At 53.1% G+C, this 24,284-nt stretch carries 20 protein-coding genes and 1 tRNA gene; 4 read left to right on the top strand and 17 right to left on the bottom strand.

Annotated elements, in window-relative coordinates:
• Positions 1 to 66 precede the first annotated feature (66 nt).
• A complete protein-coding gene (gene mnmC / locus HVE01_RS12725; protein WP_146944535.1) occupies positions 67 to 2,085 on the top strand; it encodes a bifunctional tRNA (5-methylaminomethyl-2-thiouridine)(34)-methyltransferase MnmC2/FAD-dependent 5-carboxymethylaminomethyl-2-thiouridine(34) oxidoreductase MnmC1 in 2,019 nt (672 codons plus the stop codon).
• Here mnmC and HVE01_RS12720 read toward each other — a convergent pair.
• From HVE01_RS12720 to ccmA, 13 genes are all read right to left on the bottom strand, one after another.
• Positions 2,079 to 2,351: a YheU family protein gene (locus HVE01_RS12720; protein ID WP_125745817.1), complete on the bottom strand. Its 273-nt coding sequence runs from the start codon at positions 2,349 to 2,351 to the stop codon at positions 2,079 to 2,081. The two genes, mnmC and HVE01_RS12720, sit on opposite strands and share 7 nt — an antisense overlap.
• Positions 2,348 to 4,411 (bottom strand): NAD-dependent DNA ligase LigA, encoded by a 2,064-nt coding sequence (ligA, locus tag HVE01_RS12715; protein ID WP_146944533.1) that lies wholly within the window; start codon positions 4,409 to 4,411, stop codon positions 2,348 to 2,350. The genes HVE01_RS12720 and ligA overlap by 4 nt, the downstream gene beginning before the upstream one ends.
• Positions 4,412 to 4,498: 87 nt before the next feature.
• Positions 4,499 to 6,418 (bottom strand): cell division protein ZipA, encoded by a 1,920-nt coding sequence (gene zipA / locus HVE01_RS12710; RefSeq protein WP_146944531.1) that lies wholly within the window; start codon positions 6,416 to 6,418, stop codon positions 4,499 to 4,501.
• 879 nt (positions 6,419 to 7,297) lie between these two features.
• Complete coding sequence (gene smc / locus HVE01_RS12705) at positions 7,298 to 10,789, bottom strand: chromosome segregation protein SMC (RefSeq protein WP_146944529.1); 3,492 nt, start codon at positions 10,787 to 10,789, stop codon at positions 7,298 to 7,300.
• Between the two features lie 33 nt (positions 10,790 to 10,822).
• The gene (gene ccmI / locus HVE01_RS12700; RefSeq protein WP_125745809.1) at positions 10,823 to 12,070 is read right to left on the bottom strand and encodes a c-type cytochrome biogenesis protein CcmI; all 1,248 of its coding nucleotides are present in this window, start codon (positions 12,068 to 12,070) and stop codon (positions 10,823 to 10,825) included.
• Positions 12,067 to 12,537 (bottom strand): cytochrome c-type biogenesis protein, encoded by a 471-nt coding sequence (locus tag HVE01_RS12695; protein ID WP_146944527.1) that lies wholly within the window; start codon positions 12,535 to 12,537, stop codon positions 12,067 to 12,069. The genes ccmI and HVE01_RS12695 overlap by 4 nt, the downstream gene beginning before the upstream one ends.
• Positions 12,528 to 13,055 (bottom strand): DsbE family thiol:disulfide interchange protein, encoded by a 528-nt coding sequence (locus HVE01_RS12690; protein WP_146944525.1) that lies wholly within the window; start codon positions 13,053 to 13,055, stop codon positions 12,528 to 12,530. Before HVE01_RS12690 ends, HVE01_RS12695 begins: the two co-directional genes overlap by 10 nt.
• A complete protein-coding gene (locus HVE01_RS12685; protein ID WP_146944523.1) occupies positions 13,052 to 15,070 on the bottom strand; it encodes a heme lyase CcmF/NrfE family subunit in 2,019 nt (672 codons plus the stop codon). Before HVE01_RS12685 ends, HVE01_RS12690 begins: the two co-directional genes overlap by 4 nt.
• 52 nt (positions 15,071 to 15,122) lie before the next feature.
• Positions 15,123 to 15,632 (bottom strand): cytochrome c maturation protein CcmE, encoded by a 510-nt coding sequence (gene ccmE / locus HVE01_RS12680; RefSeq protein WP_125745801.1) that lies wholly within the window; start codon positions 15,630 to 15,632, stop codon positions 15,123 to 15,125.
• The gene (gene ccmD, locus HVE01_RS12675; protein ID WP_146944521.1) at positions 15,622 to 15,855 is read right to left on the bottom strand and encodes a heme exporter protein CcmD; all 234 of its coding nucleotides are present in this window, start codon (positions 15,853 to 15,855) and stop codon (positions 15,622 to 15,624) included. Before ccmD ends, ccmE begins: the two co-directional genes overlap by 11 nt.
• Complete coding sequence (locus HVE01_RS12670; RefSeq protein ID WP_146944519.1) at positions 15,855 to 16,595, bottom strand: heme ABC transporter permease; 741 nt, start codon at positions 16,593 to 16,595, stop codon at positions 15,855 to 15,857. Before HVE01_RS12670 ends, ccmD begins: the two co-directional genes overlap by 1 nt.
• Before the next feature lie 14 nt (positions 16,596 to 16,609).
• Positions 16,610 to 17,308 carry a heme exporter protein CcmB gene (gene ccmB, locus HVE01_RS12665; RefSeq protein ID WP_172422509.1) on the bottom strand — a complete coding sequence of 233 codons (699 nt, stop codon included), beginning with the start codon at positions 17,306 to 17,308 and terminating at the stop codon, positions 16,610 to 16,612.
• Positions 17,309 to 17,356: 48 nt separating this feature from the next.
• The gene (ccmA, locus tag HVE01_RS12660; RefSeq protein WP_125745794.1) at positions 17,357 to 17,977 is read right to left on the bottom strand and encodes a cytochrome c biogenesis heme-transporting ATPase CcmA; all 621 of its coding nucleotides are present in this window, start codon (positions 17,975 to 17,977) and stop codon (positions 17,357 to 17,359) included.
• Between the two features lie 259 nt (positions 17,978 to 18,236).
• On the opposite strand from ccmA, the gene HVE01_RS12655 reads away from it, so the two are divergent.
• Together HVE01_RS12655 and HVE01_RS12650 are read left to right on the top strand one after the other, a co-directional pair.
• Positions 18,237 to 18,635, top strand: a complete 399-nt coding sequence (locus HVE01_RS12655; protein ID WP_146944517.1) for a LexA family protein — start codon at positions 18,237 to 18,239, stop codon at positions 18,633 to 18,635.
• Between the two features lie 27 nt (positions 18,636 to 18,662).
• Positions 18,663 to 19,289 carry an IMPACT family protein gene (locus HVE01_RS12650; protein ID WP_125745790.1) on the top strand — a complete coding sequence of 209 codons (627 nt, stop codon included), beginning with the start codon at positions 18,663 to 18,665 and terminating at the stop codon, positions 19,287 to 19,289.
• 114 nt (positions 19,290 to 19,403) lie between these two features.
• Here HVE01_RS12650 and HVE01_RS12645 read toward each other — a convergent pair whose 3' ends face one another.
• The 3 genes from HVE01_RS12645 to HVE01_RS12635 all read right to left on the bottom strand — a co-directional run bounded on the left by HVE01_RS12645 (position 19,404) and on the right by HVE01_RS12635 (position 22,904).
• Entirely contained in the window at positions 19,404 to 20,726 is a 1,323-nt protein-coding gene (locus HVE01_RS12645) for a sodium ion-translocating decarboxylase subunit beta (protein WP_125745788.1), read from the bottom strand.
• Positions 20,727 to 20,738: 12 nt separating this feature from the next.
• Positions 20,739 to 22,553, bottom strand: a complete 1,815-nt coding sequence (gene oadA, locus HVE01_RS12640) for a sodium-extruding oxaloacetate decarboxylase subunit alpha (protein ID WP_146944515.1) — start codon at positions 22,551 to 22,553, stop codon at positions 20,739 to 20,741.
• Positions 22,554 to 22,646: 93 nt separating this feature from the next.
• Entirely contained in the window at positions 22,647 to 22,904 is a 258-nt protein-coding gene (locus HVE01_RS12635; protein ID WP_125745784.1) for an OadG family protein, read from the bottom strand.
• 127 nt (positions 22,905 to 23,031) lie between these two features.
• On the opposite strand from HVE01_RS12635, the gene HVE01_RS12630 reads away from it, so the two are divergent.
• Positions 23,032 to 24,030 carry a tRNA dihydrouridine synthase gene (locus HVE01_RS12630; RefSeq protein WP_244973778.1) on the top strand — a complete coding sequence of 333 codons (999 nt, stop codon included), beginning with the start codon at positions 23,032 to 23,034 and terminating at the stop codon, positions 24,028 to 24,030.
• Between the two features lie 135 nt (positions 24,031 to 24,165).
• Here the strand turns inward: HVE01_RS12630 and HVE01_RS12625 are convergent.
• Positions 24,166 to 24,242, bottom strand: a tRNA-Arg gene (locus HVE01_RS12625).
• Between the last annotated feature and the right edge of the window lie 42 nt (positions 24,243 to 24,284).

Raw genomic sequence — 24,284 nt, 5'->3', positions numbered from 1 at the left:
TATCAACAAGTTGATCATTTTTTAACCTATCTTTAACACAAACTTCATCAGTACGGGGATACCCGCGTGACTCAACGCTCTAGCTATACTGCCCTGCCCCCGCTCGCGGCGTTAACAGCACCCTTACTCACTTGGAACGAGGCGTCTCCTCATTCGCAGGCCTTCGACGATGTGTATTTCTCTAGGGAAGATGGCCGGGCTGAAACCGAGCACGTTTTCCTGGGGGCAAATCACCTTCCCAAGCGCTTTGCGGACTGGCAACACAGCCGCGCGTTTGTGATTGGCGAAACAGGCTTTGGCACCGGGCTTAATATGCTGTGCGCATGGGACTGTTTTGAGCAGCACGCACCAAGCAGCGCACGCCTTCATCTGTTATCCACTGAGAAGTTTCCGCTTGACCGAGTGTCTCTTGAGCGCGCACTAAGTGCCTGGCCTTCGTTAGCAAATTATGCACAAGTGCTATGCGCCCAGTGGCCTGAAGCCGTCAGCGGTATTCACCGCCTTCATCTTAACGAGCGAGTGACTCTCGATCTGCACTTTGGCGACACCACCGAACGACTGAACCTACTCGACGGTCAAGTCGACGCCTGGTTCCTAGATGGCTTTGCTCCTGCTAAAAACCCAGAAATGTGGCAGCCTGAGCTGTTTGAGGCCATGGCAGCACGCTCTCGCCCTGGAGCAACATTTGCCACGTTTACCTGTGCCGGTGTCGTTAAACGAGGGTTAAAAGCAGCGGGGTTTAACTGGCAAAAGGTGCCTGGGTTTGGGCGCAAGCGGGAAATGTTAGCAGGCTATATCGACACACCGCCCAAAGACACTCGCCGCCAGTCAACGCCATGGTTCACGCCGCCTGCGGCAAGGCCAGCTAACCATGTGGCGGTCATTGGGGCAGGCATGGCCGGTTGTAGCGTAGCAGCGGCGTTGGCCAAGCGTGGGGTTCAGGTAACGGTCATTGAACGCGACACCCCGGGTGCCGGTGGCTCCGGTAATCGCCAGGGAGCGCTGTATGTAAAGCTAGCCGCGGAAACGAATAACCAGAGCCGGTTTTATTTATCAGGCCTTCTCTACAGCCAGCGCTGGCTTAGCCAGTGGGCTTCAGCAACACCACAGGAAGCGCCGCTGTGGCAACCATGTGGCGTGGTACAACTGGCGTTAAGCGACAAGGAGGCTGTGCGCCAGCAGCGCTTTATGGCACGCCATCCGCTACCAGAATCGGTGGTATCCGCTCAAATCGAGGCGCTTGGCGAGCTGGCGGGTGTTCCCATCACAGCGGCTCACGGACTGTTTTATCCCCAGGCAGGCTGGGTGCGCCCCAAACTGCTCTGCAAACAGCTACTACAGCACGCGAATATCACCATGCACCAGGGAGAAGTGACAACCCTTCAGCCCGATAGCAAAGCTTGGCAGGTCGTGTTGGCCAGCGGCGAGACGCTGACCGCTGATCATGTTGTGGTAGCCAATGCGTCTCTGGCTAACCGCTTTGAACAAACCGCAGCGCTACCGCTACAGCAGGTTCGCGGCCAGGTGAGCGAAGTGAAACTGCCCGAAGGCGTTCAAGGCCCGCAACGTGTGGTATGCGCGGGGGGCTATGTATCGCCGCCAGTGGAAGGCGTGCTGACGTTCGGGGCCAGCTTTGTGCCTAATAACGCCACCAGCGACGTTACGGCAGCAGACCATCAGCGCAATATTGATGAACTACGCCAAACACTGCCTGAATGGGTCGCCACCCTTGAGGCCGCAGGCGTAACGCTAAGCCCCGACACGCTAGCAGGTCGTGCGGCGGTAAGGGCAGCCAGCCCTGACAAAAGCCCCTACGCGGGGCCAGTGCCCAATGCTGACGCATGGCAGCAAGATTACGCGATGCTGCAAAAAGATGCTTCTAACGTGCCAGATACCTTAGGAGAGCACCATTCAGGGCTGTGGATATCTAGCGCTCATGGCTCTCGGGGCCTTTCCAGCGCTCCGCTCTGCGCCGAAATCATTGCCTCGCGAATGTGTGATGAGCCGATGCCGCTAGAGCTATCGTTAGTGGATCATTTACATCCTGGGCGACGGATTATTAGTGCGCTAGTACGCGCTCAGTAATCGCCCTCTTCCTCATCATCGGCAAGATCTCGCCCAAAGGAGCGCCATTGGGCGAGCGTCATCACCTCGGTCATTTCTAACTCAAGATCGTGAGCAATAATCAGTTCGTGACGCTCAAGCTGCTGTTTAAGCTCGGCTACCCAGCCGCTCATACCTGCGCCGGTATCGGTGGTATCGTATCCTTGGCGTGTCACAAATGCTTCAAGCAAAGCATCCAGCGTTTCCGGCGGCAGCATGCGTGCTGGCACTTCAATAAAACGGCTCATTCACTCTGCTCCCAGACAGCTAGACGCTCAATAAAGGTGGCTTCATCAATCACTTCAACGCCCAGTTGCTCTGCTTTGGTTAATTTACTGCCTGCGGCCTCGCCCGCTACCAAGCAGGCAGTCTTCTTGGAAACACTGCCGGCCACCTTAGCGCCTAACGCTTGCAGCCGCGCCTTCCCTTCGTCCCGGGTCATGGTATCCATCGTGCCGGTGAGCACCCAGGTCTGTCCCTCTAAGGGTGTCGGGCCTTGCGTCACTTCACTCTCTTGCCAAGTGATGCCCGCATCAAGCAGTGCTTTCAGCGTTGTTAGGTTATGGGGTTGACGGAAAAAAGTATGAACATGGGCAGCGACAATCGGACCAACATCATTCACCGCTTCCAGCGCCGCTTGATCAGCTTCTTGCAAGGTCTGAAGTGTCCCGAAATAGCTGGCTAAATTTGCCGCTGTGGCTTCGCCTACTTCACGAATACCCAAGGCGTAAATAAAACGTGCCAGCGTGGTGTGCTTAGCCTTATCCAGAGCATTTACCAAGTTGGTCGAGGATTTTTCACCCATGCGTGGTAGCGTCTGAAGCTGCTCAGCGGTGAGATGAAATAAGTCTGCTGGCGTTTTCACCCAGTCCAGGTCCACCAACTGTTCAATCAGCTTCTCACCCAACCCATCGACATCTAGCGCTTTACGGCTGGCGAAATGCTTCAGCGCTTCTTTACGCTGCGCGGCACAATAAAGCCCGCCTGAGCAACGCGCAACCGCCTCGCCTTCCAACCGTTCAATATCCGAACCACACACCGGGCAGTGATTGGGAAAGGTAATCGCACGCGCCTGGGCAGGACGCTTGTCGATATCGACGCGTACCACTTGGGGAATCACGTCACCTGCCCGACGGATGGCTACCGTATCACCAATCATCACACCTAAGCGGGTGATCTCATCGGCGTTATGCAGCGTCGCATTCGATACCGTCACACCAGCAACGGTGACCGGTTCTAACCTAGCAACCGGGGTGATCGCACCGGTACGGCCTACCTGGAACTCCACATCGTTAAGGGTCGTGACTTCTTCTTGGGCAGGAAATTTAAATGCTACCGCCCAGCGTGGCGCCCGTGCTACAAAGCCAAGCTCTCGCTGATGGCGCAGATCGTTTACTTTAATCACGACGCCATCGATGTCGTAACCCAATTGGTCTCGCTTTTCGCCCAATTGATCGCAGTAATCAGCCACCTGCTCAGGGCCATTGACAGTGCGAAGCTCCGTGCTGGAACGAAAGCCCCATGCCTTAAGCCTTTCCATTTGCTGGCTATGAGTGGTCATTGGGCTACTGCTAAGCGCGCCGTCGCCAAGGTTTGCCATATCGAGCCGGGCAACTTGATAAGCATGAAACTCAAGTGGGCGCGTTGCGGTAACTCGCGGGTCAAGCTGACGCAGACTGCCAGCCGCCGCATTACGCGGGTTAGCAAAGACCTTGCTGCCTTCTTCCCTCGCTCGATCATTAAGCGCTTCAAAGCCCGCATGGCGCATAATAACTTCGCCGCGTACTTCTAATAACGCTGGAATGTTGTCGCCCATTAGCTTTAACGGAACAGACCGCAAGGTGCGCAAATTCGATGTAATGCCTTCTCCGGTACGGCCATCGCCACGGGTTGCGCCACTGACCAGTACGCCCTGCTCGTACACCAACGATACCGCGGCACCGTCGAGCTTTGGCTCACAGCTAAACTCAACGCTATTCGCCTGACACTCCAAACGTTCAGCGACACGCTCAGCAAAGGCGGTAATGTCATCACGGCTAAATGCGTTATCTAAAGAAAGCATGGGAATCGCATGAGCGACTTCAGGAAACCCATCCGCGGGCGCGGCACCCACGCGCTGAGTAGGCGAATCCGGTGAGACCAAATCGGGGTACTCGGACTCCAATTGCTTCAACCGCTGCAGCTTGCGGTCGTAATCTGCGTCGGTCAGCTTAGGTTCATCTAAGATGTAATAGCGGTAATTAGCGTCATCCAAATCGGCACGCAGTTGGCTAATTTCTTCCAGAAGTTGTTTCTCAGGCTGACTCATTCAGATGTTCCGGCATACAAAAACAGGTGTTTAGTAACAAAAACACCCGCCTTCTTTGGGAAGGCGGGTGTTAACGAAACGCGACGCTTAACGCGCTTGCAGTTGGCGCTGCAAGCGATGGCGACGTTCAAACTCATGAACGCGCTGCCTTGCAAACTCAATGGTTTGCGCCGTCATTACGCTACGGTTTTCATCTTTAAGCTCACCGCCCATATGGCGTACGACAACCATCGCCGTTTCGACCATCGCCTCAAACGCTGCTGAGCTATCTTCAGCGCCCGGCAGCGGCATCAAGAACGTAATACCAGGGGTCACAAACTCATCCATTTCTTCAATGGGGAACGTACCAGGCTTGAGTACATTCACCATTGAAAATTGCAGTTCGCTATCGAAGCTTTCTGTTTCAAAACGGTGAAAGACGCCCATTTCACGGCTATAGCGAAGACCGCAGGCCATGATTAGCTCAAGCAATTTACCGCCATCAAAACCTTCAGGTTCCCGCGAAAGCACACTGATCACGACCATTTCAGAAGCGTCGGTGAGCGCATCTCTGGCACGCTCACTATTAACGTCGTGACGTAGCGCTTTTTCTAACGTCGGGTGCGTACGTACCACGTTATCACGATGACTCGTTTCAGGCGCATAATCGTCGTAGTCATCAACATCGTGATAACTCTCATCGTGCGCAGAAATCGTCGGCTCATTATGCTCATTATATTGCGCAGCCTCGCGCTCCGCGGCTGCGGCCATTGCAGCGGCCTCTCGCGCTTCGGCTTGCTCTTGGGCAATACGCGCTTTTTCCGCGTCGGCTGCCTCTTTTGCTTCACGGCGCTGCTGCGCTTCAAGCGCTTTGCGCTCGGCTTCAAGTGCCTTACGTTCAGCTTTTTGCTTGGCTAGTGCTTCTGCACGTTTCGCCTTCTCTACTTTCTTACGCTCTTTCTCTTTACGGCGCTCAATCACACGACGTTTAAAGGAACGGCCAATGCCTTCGAAGTCGACCAGGCGGTATTCATCAACCTCATCGTCATATAGTTCTCTATCTTCGCCAGCAGTATCTGCACGCAGTTGACGACGCTTGGGTGTTTCAGCAGCATGTTGCGCTGCATCTTCAGGTTCAACTCTTAGTGTCGGCTCTGCCTCTGCTTCTTCAGTTACAGTCGGCTCAGCCGCAGCACTAGGTTCTTCTGATGCTTTCTCGCTTGAAGCCTCTACAGATTCAACTTGCTCATCAACGCCAGTTGATACCGCTTCTTCGTGCTGAACCGCGGCCTGTTCGCTCTCAGTATCCTTAGCACCAACTTTCTGACCGCTAACGTCTGGCTCGGAATGCTCGACTAGTTCAGGCACTGACTGTGAATCGTGGCTATCAGAATGATGGGCTTCAGCGGAAGAAGAAGCAGACGCGCTACTTGTCGCTTGGCGAGTAGCGTTTGCGTGCTGAGCTTCACTGCTAACAGTATTATTGCCGAGACTCTCTTCAGCCATAAATATGCTGGGCTCCCGACGCTCGGGCTCAGGAGTTGCAGACCTGCTTAACGTGTGCTCGGCTGAAGCAGTATCTGGCAGAACGGATGCATGACTCGTTGAGGTGGGGTGTCCGACAGCAGAAGGCTGCTCATGTTTTCGAGGCTCATTTTTACGGGACCACGAAAAATGCGCATTGGCTTTTGACTTGGCCGAACTGGCAGAGCTGGAAAAAGAACGACGAAAATCAGACAGCACTTTGGAAGGCCCTGGATGCTCTTGGCGTTCCAACTTTGGTTTTTGGCCAAGGTTGCTGTAGTCGGCAGGCTTGACTACCCTGGCACCACCGTTTGGCAGTTCCCAGTTTATTTCCGCCTCTTTAACTTCATCATTAAATTCTTCGGATTTAGCGGCTGGCAAGTCTTTACCCGCTTGATCCAGACGGGGCACACGGCGTTGGCGCTGAAGCCTTCGCACACCGTCAACTACGATGAGCGAAACCAGTGCCAGTCCTAGAATGATTAACCACTCTCTTAATTCCATGTCGAGCATTCCATGGGTCAATATACCGATTGCAAAGGCGCGATGCCTGATGACGTAAACATATTCGAAATTAGCTAAATATCATCAAGCATAGCGCGGTTGCTACGAAAAGGGCCACTTTTTGCAGATTTTCACGCTTTAACACCGCTATAGGTGGTTTTAGGCCAAATCTCTGACTATATCAACTAAGAAAAGTGCCATTTTAGCGCTAACTTATCCCGACAGGACACATCGTCACATCATCGTCTGCTTTCTATAGGGAGAATTGTTGCTCCCTTGCTCGCCTTTTCACGCCGTAATATGACAAGCCCAAGCCCACACTAAAACCTACGTAACGAAACGCCACTGCTCTGCCAAAACTGCCCTACCAACTGCTGTCCGATCAACACTGTCCTGTTACAAATCTGTCTCACCAAGAAATCTGTGGTAACAAACAGTATTGAATAGCTAACGAAATCATAGCATAAATGTTTTAAACCCTTAACTAACGCTATACAAGAGTAATGAAAGTTCACATTTCAGATTTATCGATTTTCGCTAGAGGAACACGCTTAGCGGCACGCCGCGCTTTAGCAGGAGCAGCCCCCAACGCTTTGATGAAGGTGGTTAACCAGAAGCGATGAATAAATATAAATAACTGATAATAAATAAGTTTTACGATCAAAAAGAATAAAGAAAGAAACGCTATCAATAGCCACTAATGAATCTAATATGGGATAGCTAAACTAAAGCAGCACGACTCACCCTCATGTCCGCACACGCCGTCACAGGCTTGCTCCAGCACAGTTTTTGCATATTTCCCGAGGCATTTAAGAGGTGAAAATTCGTTTAATTCAGCACTATTAACTATTGGGGGCGTCAAATTTGCCGAGAAAGCACTTAATCAACCAGCGCGGCAGCTTCATCAATCCCAACTGACACAAGCCTAGACACACCAGGTTCCTGCATGGTGACCCCCATCAAGCGTTCGGCAGCTTCCATCGCTATTTTGTTATGGGTGATATAGATGAACTGAACACTTTCCGACATTTCTTTAACAAGTTTGGCATAGCGCCCTACGTTGGCATCATCCAGCGGGGCATCGACTTCGTCCAACATACAGAAAGGTGCAGGGTTCAATTGGAAAATTGCGAAAACCAGCGACAGTGCTGTTAGCGCCTTTTCTCCCCCTGAGAGTAGGTGAATAGTGCTGTTTTTCTTACCTGGCGGCCGCGCCATAATTGCCACACCGGTTTCCAGCAAATCATCTCCGGTAAGGGTTAGCCAAGCAGCTCCCCCACCGAAAACCCGTGGAAATAGCGTTTGTAGACCCGTATTAACTTGGTCGAATGTTTCTCGAAAGCGAACGCGCGTTTCCTGGTCGATACGTTTAATCGCCCGCTCTAACGTTTCTAATGCTTCCGTTAGCTCTGCATGCTGAGCTTCCAAATAGTTACGCCGCTCGGCTTGCTGATCGTACTCTTCAATCGCCGCAAGGTTGATGGCACCTAAACGGCGAATCTTATCTGTGGTGTTTTCCAACCGCTCCTGCCAAGCAGTTTCACTGGCGTCGCTAGGCAAGTGCTCTGCTAAAGCATCGGGGTCATGGCCTAATTCTGCCAATTGCTCATCTTGAGTGGCCGCTTTAAGCGCCAGCGCTTGAACATCCATACGGCGCTGCTGCAGCTGCTCACGGCTTTGTTCCAAGTTGCGTTCATGCTGCTGGCGAGCCAGCTCGTCGTTGCGCAGTTGCTCTGCCAATGTTTGGGCCTGCTGGCGGGTATCATTAAGACGCCGCTCCTGCTGCTCACGCTGGTGTAGCAACTCCTCTAACTCTTCGGCAGCCAATTCATCTGGCTCTACCAGCATTTCCCGTGACTCTTCTAGCTCAGCAATACGCAGCGCAAGGCGCTCTTCACTATCGCTACTACGACTTTGTTGGGCTCGCAGGCTATCGCGCTCAGCATTTAACCGCTCTCGCTCTAGCGCCAATGCCTGCTGACGCGCTTTCATGGGAGCATGTTGCTGATTTAACTGGTCACGCTGCTCACGTTGGCGACTACGCTGTTCAGCACTTGTTTCGCGGGCTTCGGCAGCGGCTTCAAGTTGTTCCATGGCCGCATGCCAGCGAGCGCGCTGCTCTTCTAAAGTGAGCGTTAACTCCGCCTCATCCTGTTGTAGTTGGGCGAGCTCATCATCCAATTCAGTGGCACGACTCTCTAAATGCTCTAGGCGTTGAGCTAGGCGTTGTTCTTTCACCGCAAGCTGTTGAAGCGAAGCGGCGTGGGCACGCTCTTGCTCGGCCTGCTGCTCACGGGTTTGCTCTAGCGCTTCGATGGCTTCGCTAGCGGCTTCGCACTGCTCATCCAGCAGCGCTAACGCCTCTTCATCCTGGGCAAGACGGGCGTCTAATTCATCAAATCGACGACGCGTCACCAATAGCGCATCAACACCTTCACCGTTAGCTTGTTGGTGCAGCCAGCCGCGCCCACGCCACACCCCTTCTCTGCTGACAACACTTTCTCCAGGCGCCAAATTACCTAGCAGCTTCTCGGCATCTTCGTTGTTTTCTGCGAAGTGAATACTTGCCAACCATTCGCCTAACGCACCTGCCCCAGACACCAACGAATCTAAGCGCTGCCTAGATGAGGCTGGCTGCTCAGCTTGGTCGATTAAGCACCAATCAGTGGCGAGAGCATTAGGTAGTGCTTTTAACTGGTTTGCAGTCACTAAACGGGCGTTTAACCACGGCGCAAGCAGCCAGGAAATCACTCGCTCCCAGCCAGGTGCAACACGAATCGCTTCACCAAGGCGTGGCGCATCAGCTAAGCCGTAGGCCGCTAATGCGTCGCTCAAATCCGGGTCGTGATCAGCTAGGGCGGCATCAATTAACGCCTTCAATGAGGCGAGTTCGCCTTGATGTTGACTTAGTTCAGCACGCTGCTGATCACGCGCTTGAGTGGCCTGCTGATAAGCGGCCTTGGCATCGCTATAGCGCTGTTGCCAGTGGTCACGTTCGGCTTGGAAGTCTTCAGCACGCTGTTCAGCCTCTTCCCGTAGGGCCTGGCATTCAGCGTGCTCATTGCGCAGTTCAGTAACATCGGCAAGTTCGCCGCGCTGCTGTCGGCGGCGCTGGTTTTCCGCCTGCATGCGTGCAATACGTTGCTCTAAATCGCGTAATTGGTCTTGGCTACGATCCGCTTCCCGACTGGCATCGCGCCAGTGATTCTCTGCATCGGCCCACTGCTGTTCGGCAGCTTCAAGAGCTGGGGTTGCATCCGCTAAGGTTTGCTCAAGTGTTTCTAGCTGCTCTTCAAGGGCTTCGTGCTCTGGAAGCAAGTCCTCTAAACGAGCCTCTATCGCGCCAAGTCGCTCTTGATCGCTTTCGCTGACTCGCCGCTGTTCATCAAGGTCACGGCGCGCCGTTGCTATATCGCTTGCCAATTGAGCCTCACGACTGCGGCGGTGCGCTTGATCCTGTTCCAGGCGGGCAATTCGGGTGGTGGTTTCAAAGAACTGTTGCTGATGGCGTTCTAATACATCAGCAAGTTCATCATGCTGCTCACGCGCTTGTTCCAGTCGCGTTTCACACTGACGTACGCCAAATACGTCTTTCTCAACCGCAATCTCCAGCTCGCGCACTCGGCTTTCTTGGTGAGATTGCTCAGCCCGCAATGCGCGTCCACGCACTAATGCCAGCTCACCTTTTAGCCGGTACTCCTGCTGTTTTAACTCTTGGTAGCGCTTAGCAGCTTCGGCCTGACGTTTAAGACGTTCGAGCTGTTTGTCCAATTCTTCACGGATATCATCCAGGCGTTCCAGGTTCTCCTGGGTGCGGCGCATACGGTTTTCAGTTTCACGACGGCGCTCTTTATATTTTGAAATACCCGCCGCCTCTTCCAGCGTGGCACGCAGGTCATCGGGGCGAGCTTCGATTAGCCGTGAAATCATCCCCTGGCCGATAATGGCGTAAGAGCGCGGGCCTAAACCAGTACCCATAAACAGATCAGCAATATCTCGCCGACGGCACTTTTGACCATTAAAGAAGTAACTGGATTGACCGTCGCGGGTGACTAAGCGCTTTACCGCAATTTCTGAGTACTGCGCGTAAGCGCCCCCCATGCCACCATCGCGATTATCGAATTTGAGCTCGATAGAGGCTTGGCCGATCGGCTTACGACCGGTGGAGCCATTGAAGATAACATCGGCCATCGACTCACCGCGCAGGGTTTTAGCTGAGGACTCCCCCATGACCCAACGCACCGCATCAATGATATTAGATTTGCCACAACCGTTTGGCCCAACGATGGCCGTCATATTGCCATCGAAGGGCACCGTTACTGGATCAACAAAAGACTTGAACCCAACAAGACGGATAGAGGTTAAGCGCATTGCGACCCTTAGCTGCGGTTGTTTGCGTGGACGTTATTCAAAAACGCGGTCAATAACAACATTTGCCGCATCATCCTCACTAATAGGTCCAACGCTGACGCTTTCCAGATCGCCAAACAGATCACCAGGCTGAGGGGTTGCCTGGCCAGATTGCGAAACGCGAACGACTAAGCGTGCTTCACGCACCTGAGAGATTTGCGCTTGGGGTGACATGGCCGCGTTGTCATCCAACACGACCGTCATGGGAAGCTCTGACACCTGAGTACGAATAACAGCCAGCGGCGGCAGTTCGCCTTTCATATCCCGGGCAGTAATAAACACGCTAGTATCGTCACTGACGTTATCCATCAGCGCTTCGTCTAATGAGACCGTCACACGCACGCCTTGGCTTTGGCCAGCCCCAACCGCCTCTGCTTCTGGCTCGACTCCTAAACGCTCTTGAGCAACGCGAATACCTTCGCGCAAAGAGGATGCCGTTTCGGGGTCTTCTATGTTTGCGACAGCACGACGCCAGCGGTCAATCGCTGTTTCATAGTCGCCATTATCAAACGCATGAATACCAAGCACGCCGAGCACTGTGGGCTGGCGTGGATCTTGCGCTAGCGTCTCATCCACTAGCGACTGCACTTCGGGAGTCAGTTCGCGTTCCGCCATAAAAAAGCGCAGTTGAGCAAGCTGTGCCAACAGGGGAGGAATCCGCCCTTCAATAGCAATCAACCGCTCTAACGCATCAGCAGCCTTGTCGGACTGACCGGTTTCACGGTAAAGCGGAAACAGTGAACTCCATACATTGGGATTATTCGGCTGACGCTCGGCCTCTGCTTCCATGCGTTCTAGATACATAGCCAGTGAACCATCGGGGTCGTTTTGCACTTCTTGCTGAATAGCATAAAGCGTTAAATCGCCTTCCGCGCCGTTTTGCTGATACCAAAACGTACTCGCCCCCACTACAGCAACCATAACCAAGGGAACAGCAAACCTACCCGCCGTTGCCGCCTTCAACGGGCGTTTAGTTCGGCTAGCGGTGTCTTCCAATAAGCTGCGCTCTAACTCCAGACGGTCTTCTTTAAACTGTTTCTCATCCATATCACCACGTTCGTGAGCAGCTTCCAACGAGGCCAAACGGCGCTTAAAAATCGCCACATTTTGCTCATTAGCGGTATCGTTAGCTTCGAAGTGATCTAGCTTGTCACGTAGCCCATGGGCACCGCGCATCGGCGCTATTAATAACCAAAGCGCAGGGAGTAATAGTAAAGCAATTGCAATCCACAGCGGTGTCATGAAGACCTCTCGCGGTTAATCAGGGCATCCAGGCGGGCACGTTCTTCGGCGCTAAGCGCTTTCGCTGAGGCATTACGGCGAGCGCGAACCATCATCACGACGACCACGACACCGAGCATGACCAAACCTAGCGGTAGCCCCCACAGCAGGTAAGTGCGATTTTCTAAACGCGGGTTATAGAGAATGTACTCTCCAAACCGCTGCACCATGTGGTTAACAATTTCGATATCCGATTGACCATCCTGTAGCAATTGATAGACACGCTCACGCATATCCGCGGAAATTGGCGCGTCAGAATCATTGATAGCCTGGTTCTCACATAAAGGGCAACGCATCGAAGCGGTGAGATCATGGTAGCGCTGCTCCATCACAGGGTCATCGAACTCACGTATCTCAATACCGCCGGCCAACGCGCCGCTAGCCAGCGTCAGCAGCGCGACGGTAAGCATTAAGCGTATTAGCGCCATTTTTCCACCTCCGGCAGAATGCGTTCACGAACGTCTTCCGGCGACACGTAACCTTTGTGGTGGTAGCGAATGACACCGTCAGCATCAACCAAGAAGGTTTCCGGCGCACCGTAGACCCCTAGGTCAAAGCCCAAGTTACCGTCAGGATCAAATACATTAACTTCGAAGGGATCCCCAAACTCGCTCAAGAACTCCAGCCCTTTTTCGCGAGTATCACGATAGTTAATACCGACCATGCGAATTCCGTGATCAGCCAGCTCCAGCAGTTGCGGCATTTCCTGCTTACAAGCGGGGCACCATTCACCCCATACATTCACCAAGGTGACGCTACCAGTTAACAGGGTTTGATCAACTTGGCGATTTTCATCACGTAGTGTTGTGGCTTCAAACGCAGGAAACTGCCTAGTCATTAGTGCCGAGTCGCGGTGCGAAGGATCGCGCCCTAGCCCTTGATAGAGAAACAAGGCGATCCCCAGAAAGCCAATCGGCAGGAGTAAAAGCAATAGGCGGCGTGTCATACCATAGCTTCCTTCGAGGTTGCAGACTCAGACGTTGCAGGAGCCGTGCTAGCAGACGCTTTGCGCGATATGACACGACGGTACCGCTTATCAACTATCGCCAGAATGCCACCGAAAGCCATCAACAACCCACCGAGCCATAACCAGCGCACAAACGGTTTGTATTGGACGCGCATCGCGTAACTACCATCGCCAAGGTCTTCGCCCATAGCGACATAGAGGTCACGGAAAAGCCCGGGACGAAGCGCCACTTGGGTCATTGGCATTCGGGTAGCGAGATAGAGGCGCTTCTCCGGGCGCATCACAAAACTGCTTCCGGAGTCGCCGCGCTGCACTTGAATGATAGAGGTATCTGCTAGGAAGTTCGGGCCCCGACGATTGGTCAGCTCCGTCATCGTAAACTGATAGCCTGCCACTTCGACAGTCGTGCCCGGCGACATCCGCACGTTGCGTTCGATGTTGTAATTGGAAACAACTGCCACGCCAACAATGGTGACTGCGATGCCCACATGACCAAGCACCATGCCCCAATACGCTAACGACAGCTTACGCAGCCCCGCCAAAAAGGAGTTGGCATGGCGAACTTTATCGAACAAGTCACGCACGATAGGCAGTACGATCCAGAGCGCCGAAACAATGCCCAAGGAGACCCAAAGATTCCACTCGCCGCCATATAGCAATGGCATAGCACCGCCCAAGATCAGCGCAGCAGCGCCGGACAGCCAAAGCTTACGCCACAGCTCACTGGCACTCATACTTTTCCAACGGGCGATCGGCCCCAGCCCCATAAACATGCACATCACCACCGTTAGCGGTACAAAAAGTGCATTAAAGTACGGAGGCCCCACGCTAATTTTACCTAACCCAAGGGAGTCCAAAATCAGCGGATAAACCGTCCCTAACAGTACGGTGACCGTCATAATGACCAGTAGAATATTATTGACCAACAACAACGAGTCTCGGGATAGCCAATTAAAGCCGACCTTATGGCTCACTCGTGGTGCGCGTACAGCGAATACCAGCAACGATAGCGTCACGGTTATTGCCAACAGCATTAGAATGAAGAAGCCGCGAGAGGGATCGTTAGCAAACGCATGCACAGAGGTCAGCACACCAGAGCGGACCAAAAACGTGCCCATTAGTGACAGCGAGAAGGTTGAAATAGCCAGCAACACTGTCCAGCTTTTAAACGAGCCACGTTTTTCCGTGACCGCCAACGAGTGCACTAGCGCCGTTCCGGTTAGCCAGGGCAGCAGTGAGGCGTTTTCAACCGGATCCCAGAACCACCAGCCGCCCCAGCCTAGCTCGTAATAAGCCCACCAACTACCCAGCGCGATGCCTACGGTTAGAAATGCCCAGGCCACATTAGTCCAAGGGCGCGCCCAGCGGGTCCAAGCAGCGTCTAAGCGCCCGCCTAGCAGCGCGGCAATGGCAAATGCAAATACCACTGAGAAACCTACATACCCCATGTAGAGCATAGGGGGATGCACAACTAGCCCAAAATCTTGCAGCAGCGGGTTAAGATCAGCCCCGTCTTGGGGCATATTCGGCAGCAGTCGCTCAAATGGATTGGAGGTCATCAAGATAAATAACAGGAAGCCAACGCAGACCATTCCCATCACGCCTTGCACCCGCGCTACCATATCGCGAGGTAGGTCGCCGGAGAATACCGAAGCGGCATACCCCCAGCCAGCCAGCATTAAACTCCACAATAAGACCGAGCCTTCATGGTTTCCCCACACGGCACTAAACTTGTAGTACCAAGGCAGCAGCGAGTTGGAATTATTAGCAACGTTCGCCACGCTGAAGTCATCCAGCATATAACTGGCGGTTAGGCACAAATAGGCAATGGCAATAAACAGGAACTGCCCCGTGGCCATAGGTCGACCATAGGCCATCCACAACGGACGACGAGTGGCCGCGCCTGCCAGCGGCATCACAGCTTGTATCACAGCCATCAACAGGGCAATGACCAGAGCAAAGTGGCCGATTTCAGGAATCATCTTGATGAACATGCGCGCTCCGAATTAGCAGTGGGTATCACCGTCTGCTTGACACGATAAGACATTAGTAATCGCTTGCTTGGGGGGTGCCTTCCTGTTCCAAACGTTTACCCACCTCTGCCGCTTTTGCCTGATAATCTGCCGGGGAGTAGCCTGCATCTTCTAATGCTTGCGCCACTTCAGGCGGCATATAGTTTTCATCGTGGCGAGCTAAGACTTTATCAGCATATAAGCGCCCATCTGCCTGAAGCTCTCCTACCACGACCACCCCCTGCCCCTCACGGAACAGATCCGGCAAAATTCCGCTGTAGTAGACTTCCAAGTCCTCGACGTAATCCGTCACGGTAAACTCAACATCAAGACTGGCAGGATCACGTGATACCGATCCCTCTTTAACCATTCCGCCCGCGCGAATCTGGCGCTCCATGGGTGCATCGCCCTGAGCAATTTGTACCGGGCTAAAAAATAAATTGATATTGGAGCGCAGCGCATACAGTGTCAGCCCCACCGCTATCGCGGTTAATGAAACCAACCCTAAAATGACGAACAGCTTCTGTTTACGTTTAGGCGTCATTACGAACGTCCCTTTGAGCAGAGTTAACTGGTGTTTGCGCAGCCTGGGGTTGGGCGTTTTGGCGGCGCACACGGCGCTTTACACCTTTCAGCAGCTGACTGCGCTCGAGGCGCGCATGCCAAACGATCACCAGCATCAACAACGCAGTAATGCCCCAAGCAGCCCATACATAAAGCCCGTGGCCACCCATGGCAAAAAATTCATTAAGTGAGGAAAAAGCCATTATCTCACCTCCTCTACTAGCTCTTGCACCCAGCGCTTATTGGTTTCACGGCGCAGTATTTCACTGCGCGTGCGCATCAGGGTTAACGCTATAAAAAAGCAGTAGAAGCCGAGCACCATAATGAGCAGCGGTGCCCACATTTCCATAGGCATTGCCGAACGTCCGGTAATCGTAAACGAGGCAGGCTGGTGCAGGGTGTACCACCACTCCACCGAATATTTGATGATCGGAATATTAATCACGCCCACCATTGCTAGCACTGAGGCTGCACGTGATCCACTATCGCGACTACTGAAAGCACCGCGCAGTGCAATGACCCCTAAATACAAAAACAGCAAAATCAGCATGGACGTTAAGCGCGCGTCCCACATCCACCAGGTTCCCCAGGTGGGCACCCCCCATACTGCGCCTGAAAAAAGCGCTACAAAGGTCATCGCAGCACCTAATGGTGCCATCACGGCGGCTGCCATATCGGCTACTTTAATTTTCCAGACCATATATACCAAGCCTGAAACAGCCATCGAGACAAAAATGGATTGCGCCAAGAAAGCGGCAGGAACGTGGACATAGATAATCCGAAAGCTATTGCCCTGCTGGTAATCCGCCGGAGCAAAGGCTAGTCCCCAAACGCTGCCCAGCAGCAACAGTAGCACCGCCGCTGTCCAGAACCAGGGCTGAAGCTTGGCGCTAATCGCATAGAACCACTTGGGTGATCTCAGTTTATTTATAAAGGCCCACATGGTGTTTTTGTCCTTTAACCGTTGATGCTGATGCGTAGCGAGGCGGCAATAGCCCAAGGTGCTAGCATTAACGAAATCGCTAAAAGTGCGCCCAAAATAGCCAGATGCGCCGCGATACCATCGCCTAAAATAGCAGCCTGCACAGCGCCGGCACCAAAAATAAGCACCGGGATATAGAGCGGCAGCACCAGCAGTGACAGCAATACACCGCCTCGCGCCAACCCAACGGTCAGCGCGGCGCCAATGGCACCAATCAGGCTGAGGCTTGCGGTTCCCAATGCCAGCGACAGCGCCAAAACCATGTAGCTACCGGCAGGAAGAGCCAACATGATACCTAAAATTGGTGCCATGAGTGCTAAAGGCAGACCTGTCAGCAGCCAGTGAACGGCAACTTTTGCAAGGCTGAGCGCCGCCAACGGCTGAGGGGCTAACAGCAGCTGCTCCAAACTGCCGTCGTCGTAGTCACTCCGGAACAGGCTATCCAGGGAAAGCAGCGCCGCTAGTAATGCCGCCACCCACAGCAACCCTGGCGCTATTTCTGCTAGTAACTGGGGATCAGGTGAAATGCCAATCGGAAAGAGCGTTATCACCAAGGCAAAGAACACCAATGGATTAAGCACTTCACCACGACGACGTAGCAAAAGCGTTAGATCTCGCTTAAAGGTGGCACTAATGGCAACCATGAGCCCACCGGAAGGCGCATGCATCGACATTTCTGGGATGCCTGTCGTGGCGTGTGAGCTTGGCAACGCTGTCTCCTTCTACCCCAGTTGAACGCGCCTAAGCACGGATGATGCGGTTAATTCATGATGTGTTGTCACTAATACACAGCCGCCCGCGTTGGCATGTGCAACAAGCTGCGCTTCTAATGCTGCCACTCCGTGGCGATCAATGGCTGTAAAAGGTTCATCCAGGACCCACAATGCCCGTTTAGTAAGCGTCAGCCTTGCAAGAGCAATTCGCCGCTGCTGCCCTGCGGAAAGCTGGCCTGCTGGCACATCCTCAAAGCCACAAAGCCCAACCTGTGCCAGCGCTTCTTCACGCTGATAATCGTCGCCTTTCTCGCCGCTTAGCGCTTGGTACCACGCCAAGTTTTCCAACGGAGAAAGACCCGCTTTTATACCAGGGGCATGCCCTAAATAGAGTAGATTGGCGAGAAAATGTTCACGCACCTCGCGCATCGAGTCGCCATTCCAATAAATGTCGCCATGGTAGTCGCTCAATTGGCCTGAGAGAATTTTCAACAGTGTCGTTTTTCCGCTCCCGTTAGGGCCTTCAATGCGCACTATTTCGCCACGTTGAATATCAAGATCTAACCCCTCAAACAGCCAACGGTCATCGCGTTCACAGGCTAGCTGTCGGGCTTGTAGGCAGAGGCTCAAGAATATCTCCAGGCACGTAGATTTTGCGTCGAACTCTACACGGAAAGCCCCTTTCTCGCCAGTCGCTCTATGCGGTCTGGGGTCGCATCACATTTCAACCAATCTTCGCTTAAGAACAATAGACTCTGCAGAGCACTAGCACTGTATGCAAAAACAGGTCTATACTACAAATACTGTATGAAAAAACACTACCGATTATAAACACAGCAATCTGCTCAATTACACGCCTAGGGAGCGGGCGCTGCATTGGAGAAAACTCATGACGATGACAATGCCAACACCCCTGAACATCACTCAACATACGCTACCTCAAACAGCGCCGAACACAGCACGCCCTGCTTATTCGGCCCCCCGTGTCACACGACGCAATACATATGCGCTACGCGTGCGCGGCAACAGAATGCGTGAATGCAACCTATTCGATGGTGATGTCATTATTATTCGCCGCTATCAGCAAGGCAGCCATCAAGAAACCGCTATTGCGACGATCAACCAGCGAGAAGTTGCCCTAAAACAACTTTCAATTAGTCGGCTTGGTGTTCACTTATGGCCCGAAGATGCAGCTATGCCTGCCGTCTTCCTGCATAATTGTGATATTCAAGTGCTGGGAATGGTGATGGGCGTCGGGCATGGCGCTAGCAACACTCAGCACCACTAATTGGCCACCCGCTTTAGGGAGCATCGATTGCGTTACCGAGTTCCAGACCTAGCACCCGCCACATGGCATACCGCTGAAATTGAGGTTGAAAAAAGTCGCTTCCTCACTTGGATATGCCATGCCCCCAACACTGGCGACTATCATACGATGTTGCAGGCGGCAAAAGCCGCTCATCCCAATGCAAGCCATCACTGCACCGCCTTTATTGCTGGTCCACCAGGAGAGCAAACGCACATAGGGTTCTCTGATGATGGCGAACCTGGCGGCACAGCAGGTAGGCCCATGTATCAAGCTTTGCTCGGTAGCCAGATGGGCGAAATAGGTTGCGTGGTGATTCGTTACTTTGGCGGCACCAAGTTGGGCACTGGTGGGCTTGCCCGGGCTTACGCACAGGCGGTTAATGCCGGGATTGAAAGATTACCTACACGCGAAGTCGTCGAACGAGAGAGCTACCTGCTACGTGTCAACTTTGCCCATGAAGCAGTCGCGCGCGCCTGGTGTGATGAGCAGAAAATTCCCATCCAACAGGCAGAGTACGATGGCAGCGGCGTATGCCTCACGATTGGCTGGCCAAAAGATGAGCCACTAAATTTTACTACGCTTGAAAATCGTCTCAAGACAGCACTCGATATGCAAAAAGTGCCGCCACAATAAGATCATTACTATCTCTAACAAAAAACGCGACTTACGCGAGCAATTGCTCGGTAAGCCGCGTTTAAGATACCCGCCATTACCTAGACTTACTATGCAATGGCACTGCTAGTGGGTTTAGCCTAAATATTTAATCATCACACCCGCCGCAACAGCAGAACCGATAACACCGGCCACATTAGGGCCCATGGCGTGCATCAGCAGGAAGTTATGCGGATTTGATTCCAAGCCAACCTTATTAGCCACTCGTGCAGCCATCGGCACTGCCGAAACACCTGCGGCACCAATCAGCGGATTAATGGGCATTTTGCTGACCAAGTTCATCAACTTCGCCATCAACACGCCTGCGGCCGTGCCAATACCAAACGCCACAATACCCAAGCCCAGGATACCCAGCGTTTCGAATGCCAGAAAGCTGTCTGCCATCAGCTTGGAACCTACCGATAGCCCTAAGATAATCGTCACGATATTGATCAGAGCATTTTGCGCAGTATCCGATAAGCGCTCAACGACACCACACTCACGCATCAAATTACCAAAGCAGAACATTCCTAACAGCGGCGCTGCATCAGGTAGGAAAAGCGCAACTGCAATCAACAACATCAGCGGGAAAACGATCTTTTCCAGCTTGGATACCGGACGCAGCTGCGTCATCTTAATTTGACGCTCTTTCTGAGTGGTCAGCAAGCGCATAATCGGCGGCTGAATCAGCGGCACCAGCGCCATGTAGGCATACGCAGCCACCGCGATAGCGCCCAACAGCTCAGGAGCCAATACGCTTGATACATAAATAGACGTTGGGCCATCAGCACCGCCAATAATACCAATGGCGGCTGCTTGATTTAGCGAAAAGTCCATCACCCCCAGCGAGGTAAGCACTACCGCACCAAACAGCGTAGCAAAAATGCCAAACTGAGCAGCCGCGCCTAAAAAGAGCGTCCGTGGGTTAGCCAGTAACGGGCCAAAGTCGGTCATGGCTCCTACGCCCATAAAGATAATCAGTGGCGCAATACCAGAGGCAATCGCTACTTTATAAAAGTTATAGAGCATCCCATCGCTATAGCCCACGCCAACCGCAATATCCTTTGCCGCACGCAATTGATCGGGAGCTGCTGCGTCGTGGGCAATCGCTTTAAGTAACTCTCGCCAAGCTTCCACACCACTTGATGGATCAAGGGTAGCACCCAGTGCGGAAGCGATCTGTTGCAGCACAGCAGGTTTTGCTACCTCGATCGCTTGGTCGAGCGCTGAGATTGCCAAGCCTGCTTCCGGGATATTCGCCAGAATACCGCCAAACCCAATTGGCACCAGCAGCAACGGCTCAAACTTCTTGTGAATGGCAAGATAGAGCAGCCCAAGCCCTACCAAAATCATGGCCGCCTGACCAAGCTCAAGGTTATAAAGCCCCGAGCCCTCCCATAAGGTAATTAGTTTTTCCATTGCCAAATGCCCTTAAAGCTCGATCAGCGAATCGCCGACGGCGACGCTGTCACCCTCGCTGACATTAACTTTCGAAACGGTACCGGAACTACTGGCGCGCACTTCGGTTTCCATTTTCATGGCTTCCAAAATAATCACTACATCGCCATCCGCTACTTGGTCACCCGGGCGTACATTGACCTTAAAGATATTGCCAGCCAGCGGCGCATCAATGCTTTCTCCACTAGGCGCAGACACTTCCTCTTTAGGTGCATTAGCACTCACTGCCGTCTGCTCTTGCACCGCCCCTATCTCGCCACCTTCAGAGACTTCCACTACAAATGCTTTGCCATTGAGCTTAACGGTATAGGTTTCCGGGCCACTAGAAGCCACTGGCGCTTTGCTTTCGGCTTTTGCCGGCACGTTAGCGCTTTTCGCCTCAGCTGCTTGGGGAGCGGGCTCGAAGGCATCCGGGTTGTCACGGTTTTTAAGGAATTTCAGACCAATTTGCGGGAATAGTGCATAGGTCAGCACGTCGTCTATTGCCTGCTCGCCGCTGGCAATACGGATGCCATCAGCACTCGCTTTTTCGTTAAGCTCAGTCGTAAGTCGGCCCATTTCTGGCGACAGGTTATCTGCCGGACGACAGGTGATCGGCTCGCCACCTTCGAGCACACGCTTTTGTAGCTCTGCATTAAACGGCGCGGGCGCGGAGCCGTACTCACCTTTGAGCAGCGCCTGAACTTCTTTGGAGATGGACTTGTAACGCTCGCCCATCATCACGTTCATGACAGCTTGAGTACCCACAATCTGGGAGGTCGGCGTCACCAGAGGGATAAAGCCAAGGTCTTCGCGTACCCGGGGAATTTCATTCAGCACATCGTCAAGTTTATCGCCAGCGCCCTGCTCTTTAAGCTGGCCTTCCATGTTGGTGAGCATGCCACCAGGCACCTGAGCAATCAAAATGCGTGAGTCGATACCGCGCAACGAGCCTTCAAACGCCGCATACTTTTTACGTACTTCACGGAAATAGCTGGCAATGTCTTCCAACAACTCCAGATCAAGACCGGTATCACGATCGGTATCTTTTAGCATGGCCACGACGGATTCAGTCGGACTGTGACCATAAGTCATGGACATGGAAGAGATTGCAGTATCGACATTGTCGACGCCGGCTTCGACGGCTTTCAAAATTGTCGAGGTCGACAACCCGGTAGTCGCATGACAATGCAAGTGAACGGGAATAGATAGCTCTTTTTTCAACCGCGTGACAAGATCATAGGCAATATAAGGCGTCAGAAGCCCCGCCATATCCTTGATAGCCAGTGAGTCAGCGCCCATTGCGGCAATGGTTTTAGCGAGCTCTACCCAGCTATCCAGGGTATGTACCGGGCTAACCGTATAAGAGATGGTGCCTTGCGCATGTCCACCTACTTGGCGAACCGCCTTGATAGCACGCTCAAGATTGCGCGGGTCATTCATCGCGTCAAACACGCGGAACACATCAACCCCGTTGGTCTTGGCGCGCTCGACAAACTTATCAACCACGTCATCGGCGTAGTGGCGATAACCTAATAAGTTTTGGCCACGTAACAACATCGCTTGAGGTGTATTCGGCATCGCTTCTTTCAGTGCCCGAATACGCTCCCACGGGTCTTCACCCAAATAACGAATGCATGAATCAAACGTTGCTCCGCCCCAGGTCTCTAATGACCAATAGCCGACATTGTCGAGTTTTTCGGCAATCGGTAGCATGTCATCAAGACGCAAACGGGTGGCAAACAGCGATTGATGGGCATCGCGAAGAACAACATCAGTGATCCCCAGAGGACGTTTTGTTTCATTCATGGTCGTGGCTCACAATTTTTACGTTATGGATTTGTAGTAAATTTAACAAAATAAATAGTAATCGAGCGGTAGGATAACTACAAAAATAGGGCCTTACTTACGCCGCGAAGAACGATAACGGTGCACTGCAGCACTAATCACTGCCTTGACTTCATCATCCTGGCCTTTCGGTGCAGATGGTTTTGCATTATTTCGACCGCTCGGTGCTGCTACAGGGGCAGGCTGGAAACGGCCAATCAATTTCGACATTAGCGTAACGCTAATTACCAAAACCGTAAGAAAAACAAAAACAAAACCCATACCCAACCCCATAAGGGCAAGCCCCTCTTGGAGCAACTCTGACTCTTGCATACCGCATTCCCCCTCTTTCAAATGCTTCTCGGCACACCAATAGCCTCTAAAGGCGCTTGGCGCAGTGAGGCTAATACACTAACCTGCCACATCCAGGATAGATTGCAATCGCGCCATAGTGGAAGTCATGGTTGTTAATTTACTACATAAAGGCAGGATAGGCCTAGCGCCTATGGAAGGTGTCATCGACGCCTTAACGCGTGATTTACTGACTCAGCAGGCAGGTTTTGACTGGGCAGTGACTGAGTTTGTCAGGGTGGTCGACACACGACTCCCCCCTCGCGTGTTCTATAAACATTGCCCCGAACTGTCAGCAGGCAGCGTCGCCACTCCTAGCGGCGTTCCCGTGCATTTGCAGCTTTTGGGATCAGACCCCGTGGCGCTAGCCAGCAATGCGCAACAGGCACTCGCTCTGGGCGCTATCAGCGTTGACCTTAACTTTGGCTGTCCGGCAAAACTAGTCAACCGCCACGACGGTGGCGCATCGCTGCTTCGCCAGCCTGAGCGCGTCTATCGTGCCGTAAAAGCGGTCGCCGAAGCCCTGAACGGCGAAATCCCAGTAACAGCCAAAATTCGCCTTGGCTTTTCTGATCGTCGCCTAGCAGTCGCTTGCGCCCAGGCCACAGAAGCTGGCGGCGCTGCACAACTGGTTGTCCATGGCCGCACACGAGATGAAGGCTATCGCCCACCTGCGCACTGGGAGTGGATTGGCAAAGTTCGCCATCAAGTATCGATCCCTGTCGTTGCAAACGGCGATATTTGGACATTAGAGGACTACTGGAAGGCTCGCACGCTATCTGGCTGCGAGGATGTCATGCTTGGCCGTAGCGCCCTTTCAGACCCATGGCTTGCAGCTCGCATACGTCACTGGCAGCGCACCGGAGAGCGCCTCCCTGACACCACCTGGACAATGCGTGCCAATGTGCTGAAGCGGTACGCCGACTTACAGCGGCGACAACTACCAGACCGAGTAGTGGTATCACTCGTAAAGCAGTGGCTAGCACAAATGCGCCAAGGCAATAGCGAAGCTAATCAACACTTTCATCGCCTGAAGCGCCTTACGGACCTCGACACTCTGCTCAACAACCTGGCTCCTAGCGCAGCACTTTGCTGCGAGCCCGCATAAAGTCGCTTTCGAGATTAGATTAAAAAAAGCGCCCTTTGCTTGCACATAAGGGCGCTTTAAATGATCGCAGGACCAAATCATGGTCAAACTAGCAATAAAAAACCCGCTTTCAATAGAAAGCGGGTTTTTCGAATTTGGCGCGCCCGGGAGGATTCGAACCTCCGACCCCCTGATTCGTAGTCAGGTACTCTATCCAGCTGAGCTACGGGCGCTTAACAGTTTTTAACATCGTTTTCGCGAACAAAAACATAGTA

Source organism: Vreelandella venusta (assembly GCF_007989605.1).
Lineage (GTDB): Bacteria > Pseudomonadota > Gammaproteobacteria > Pseudomonadales > Halomonadaceae > Vreelandella > Vreelandella venusta.
This window is presented reverse-complemented; position numbering and strand designations above follow the sequence as displayed.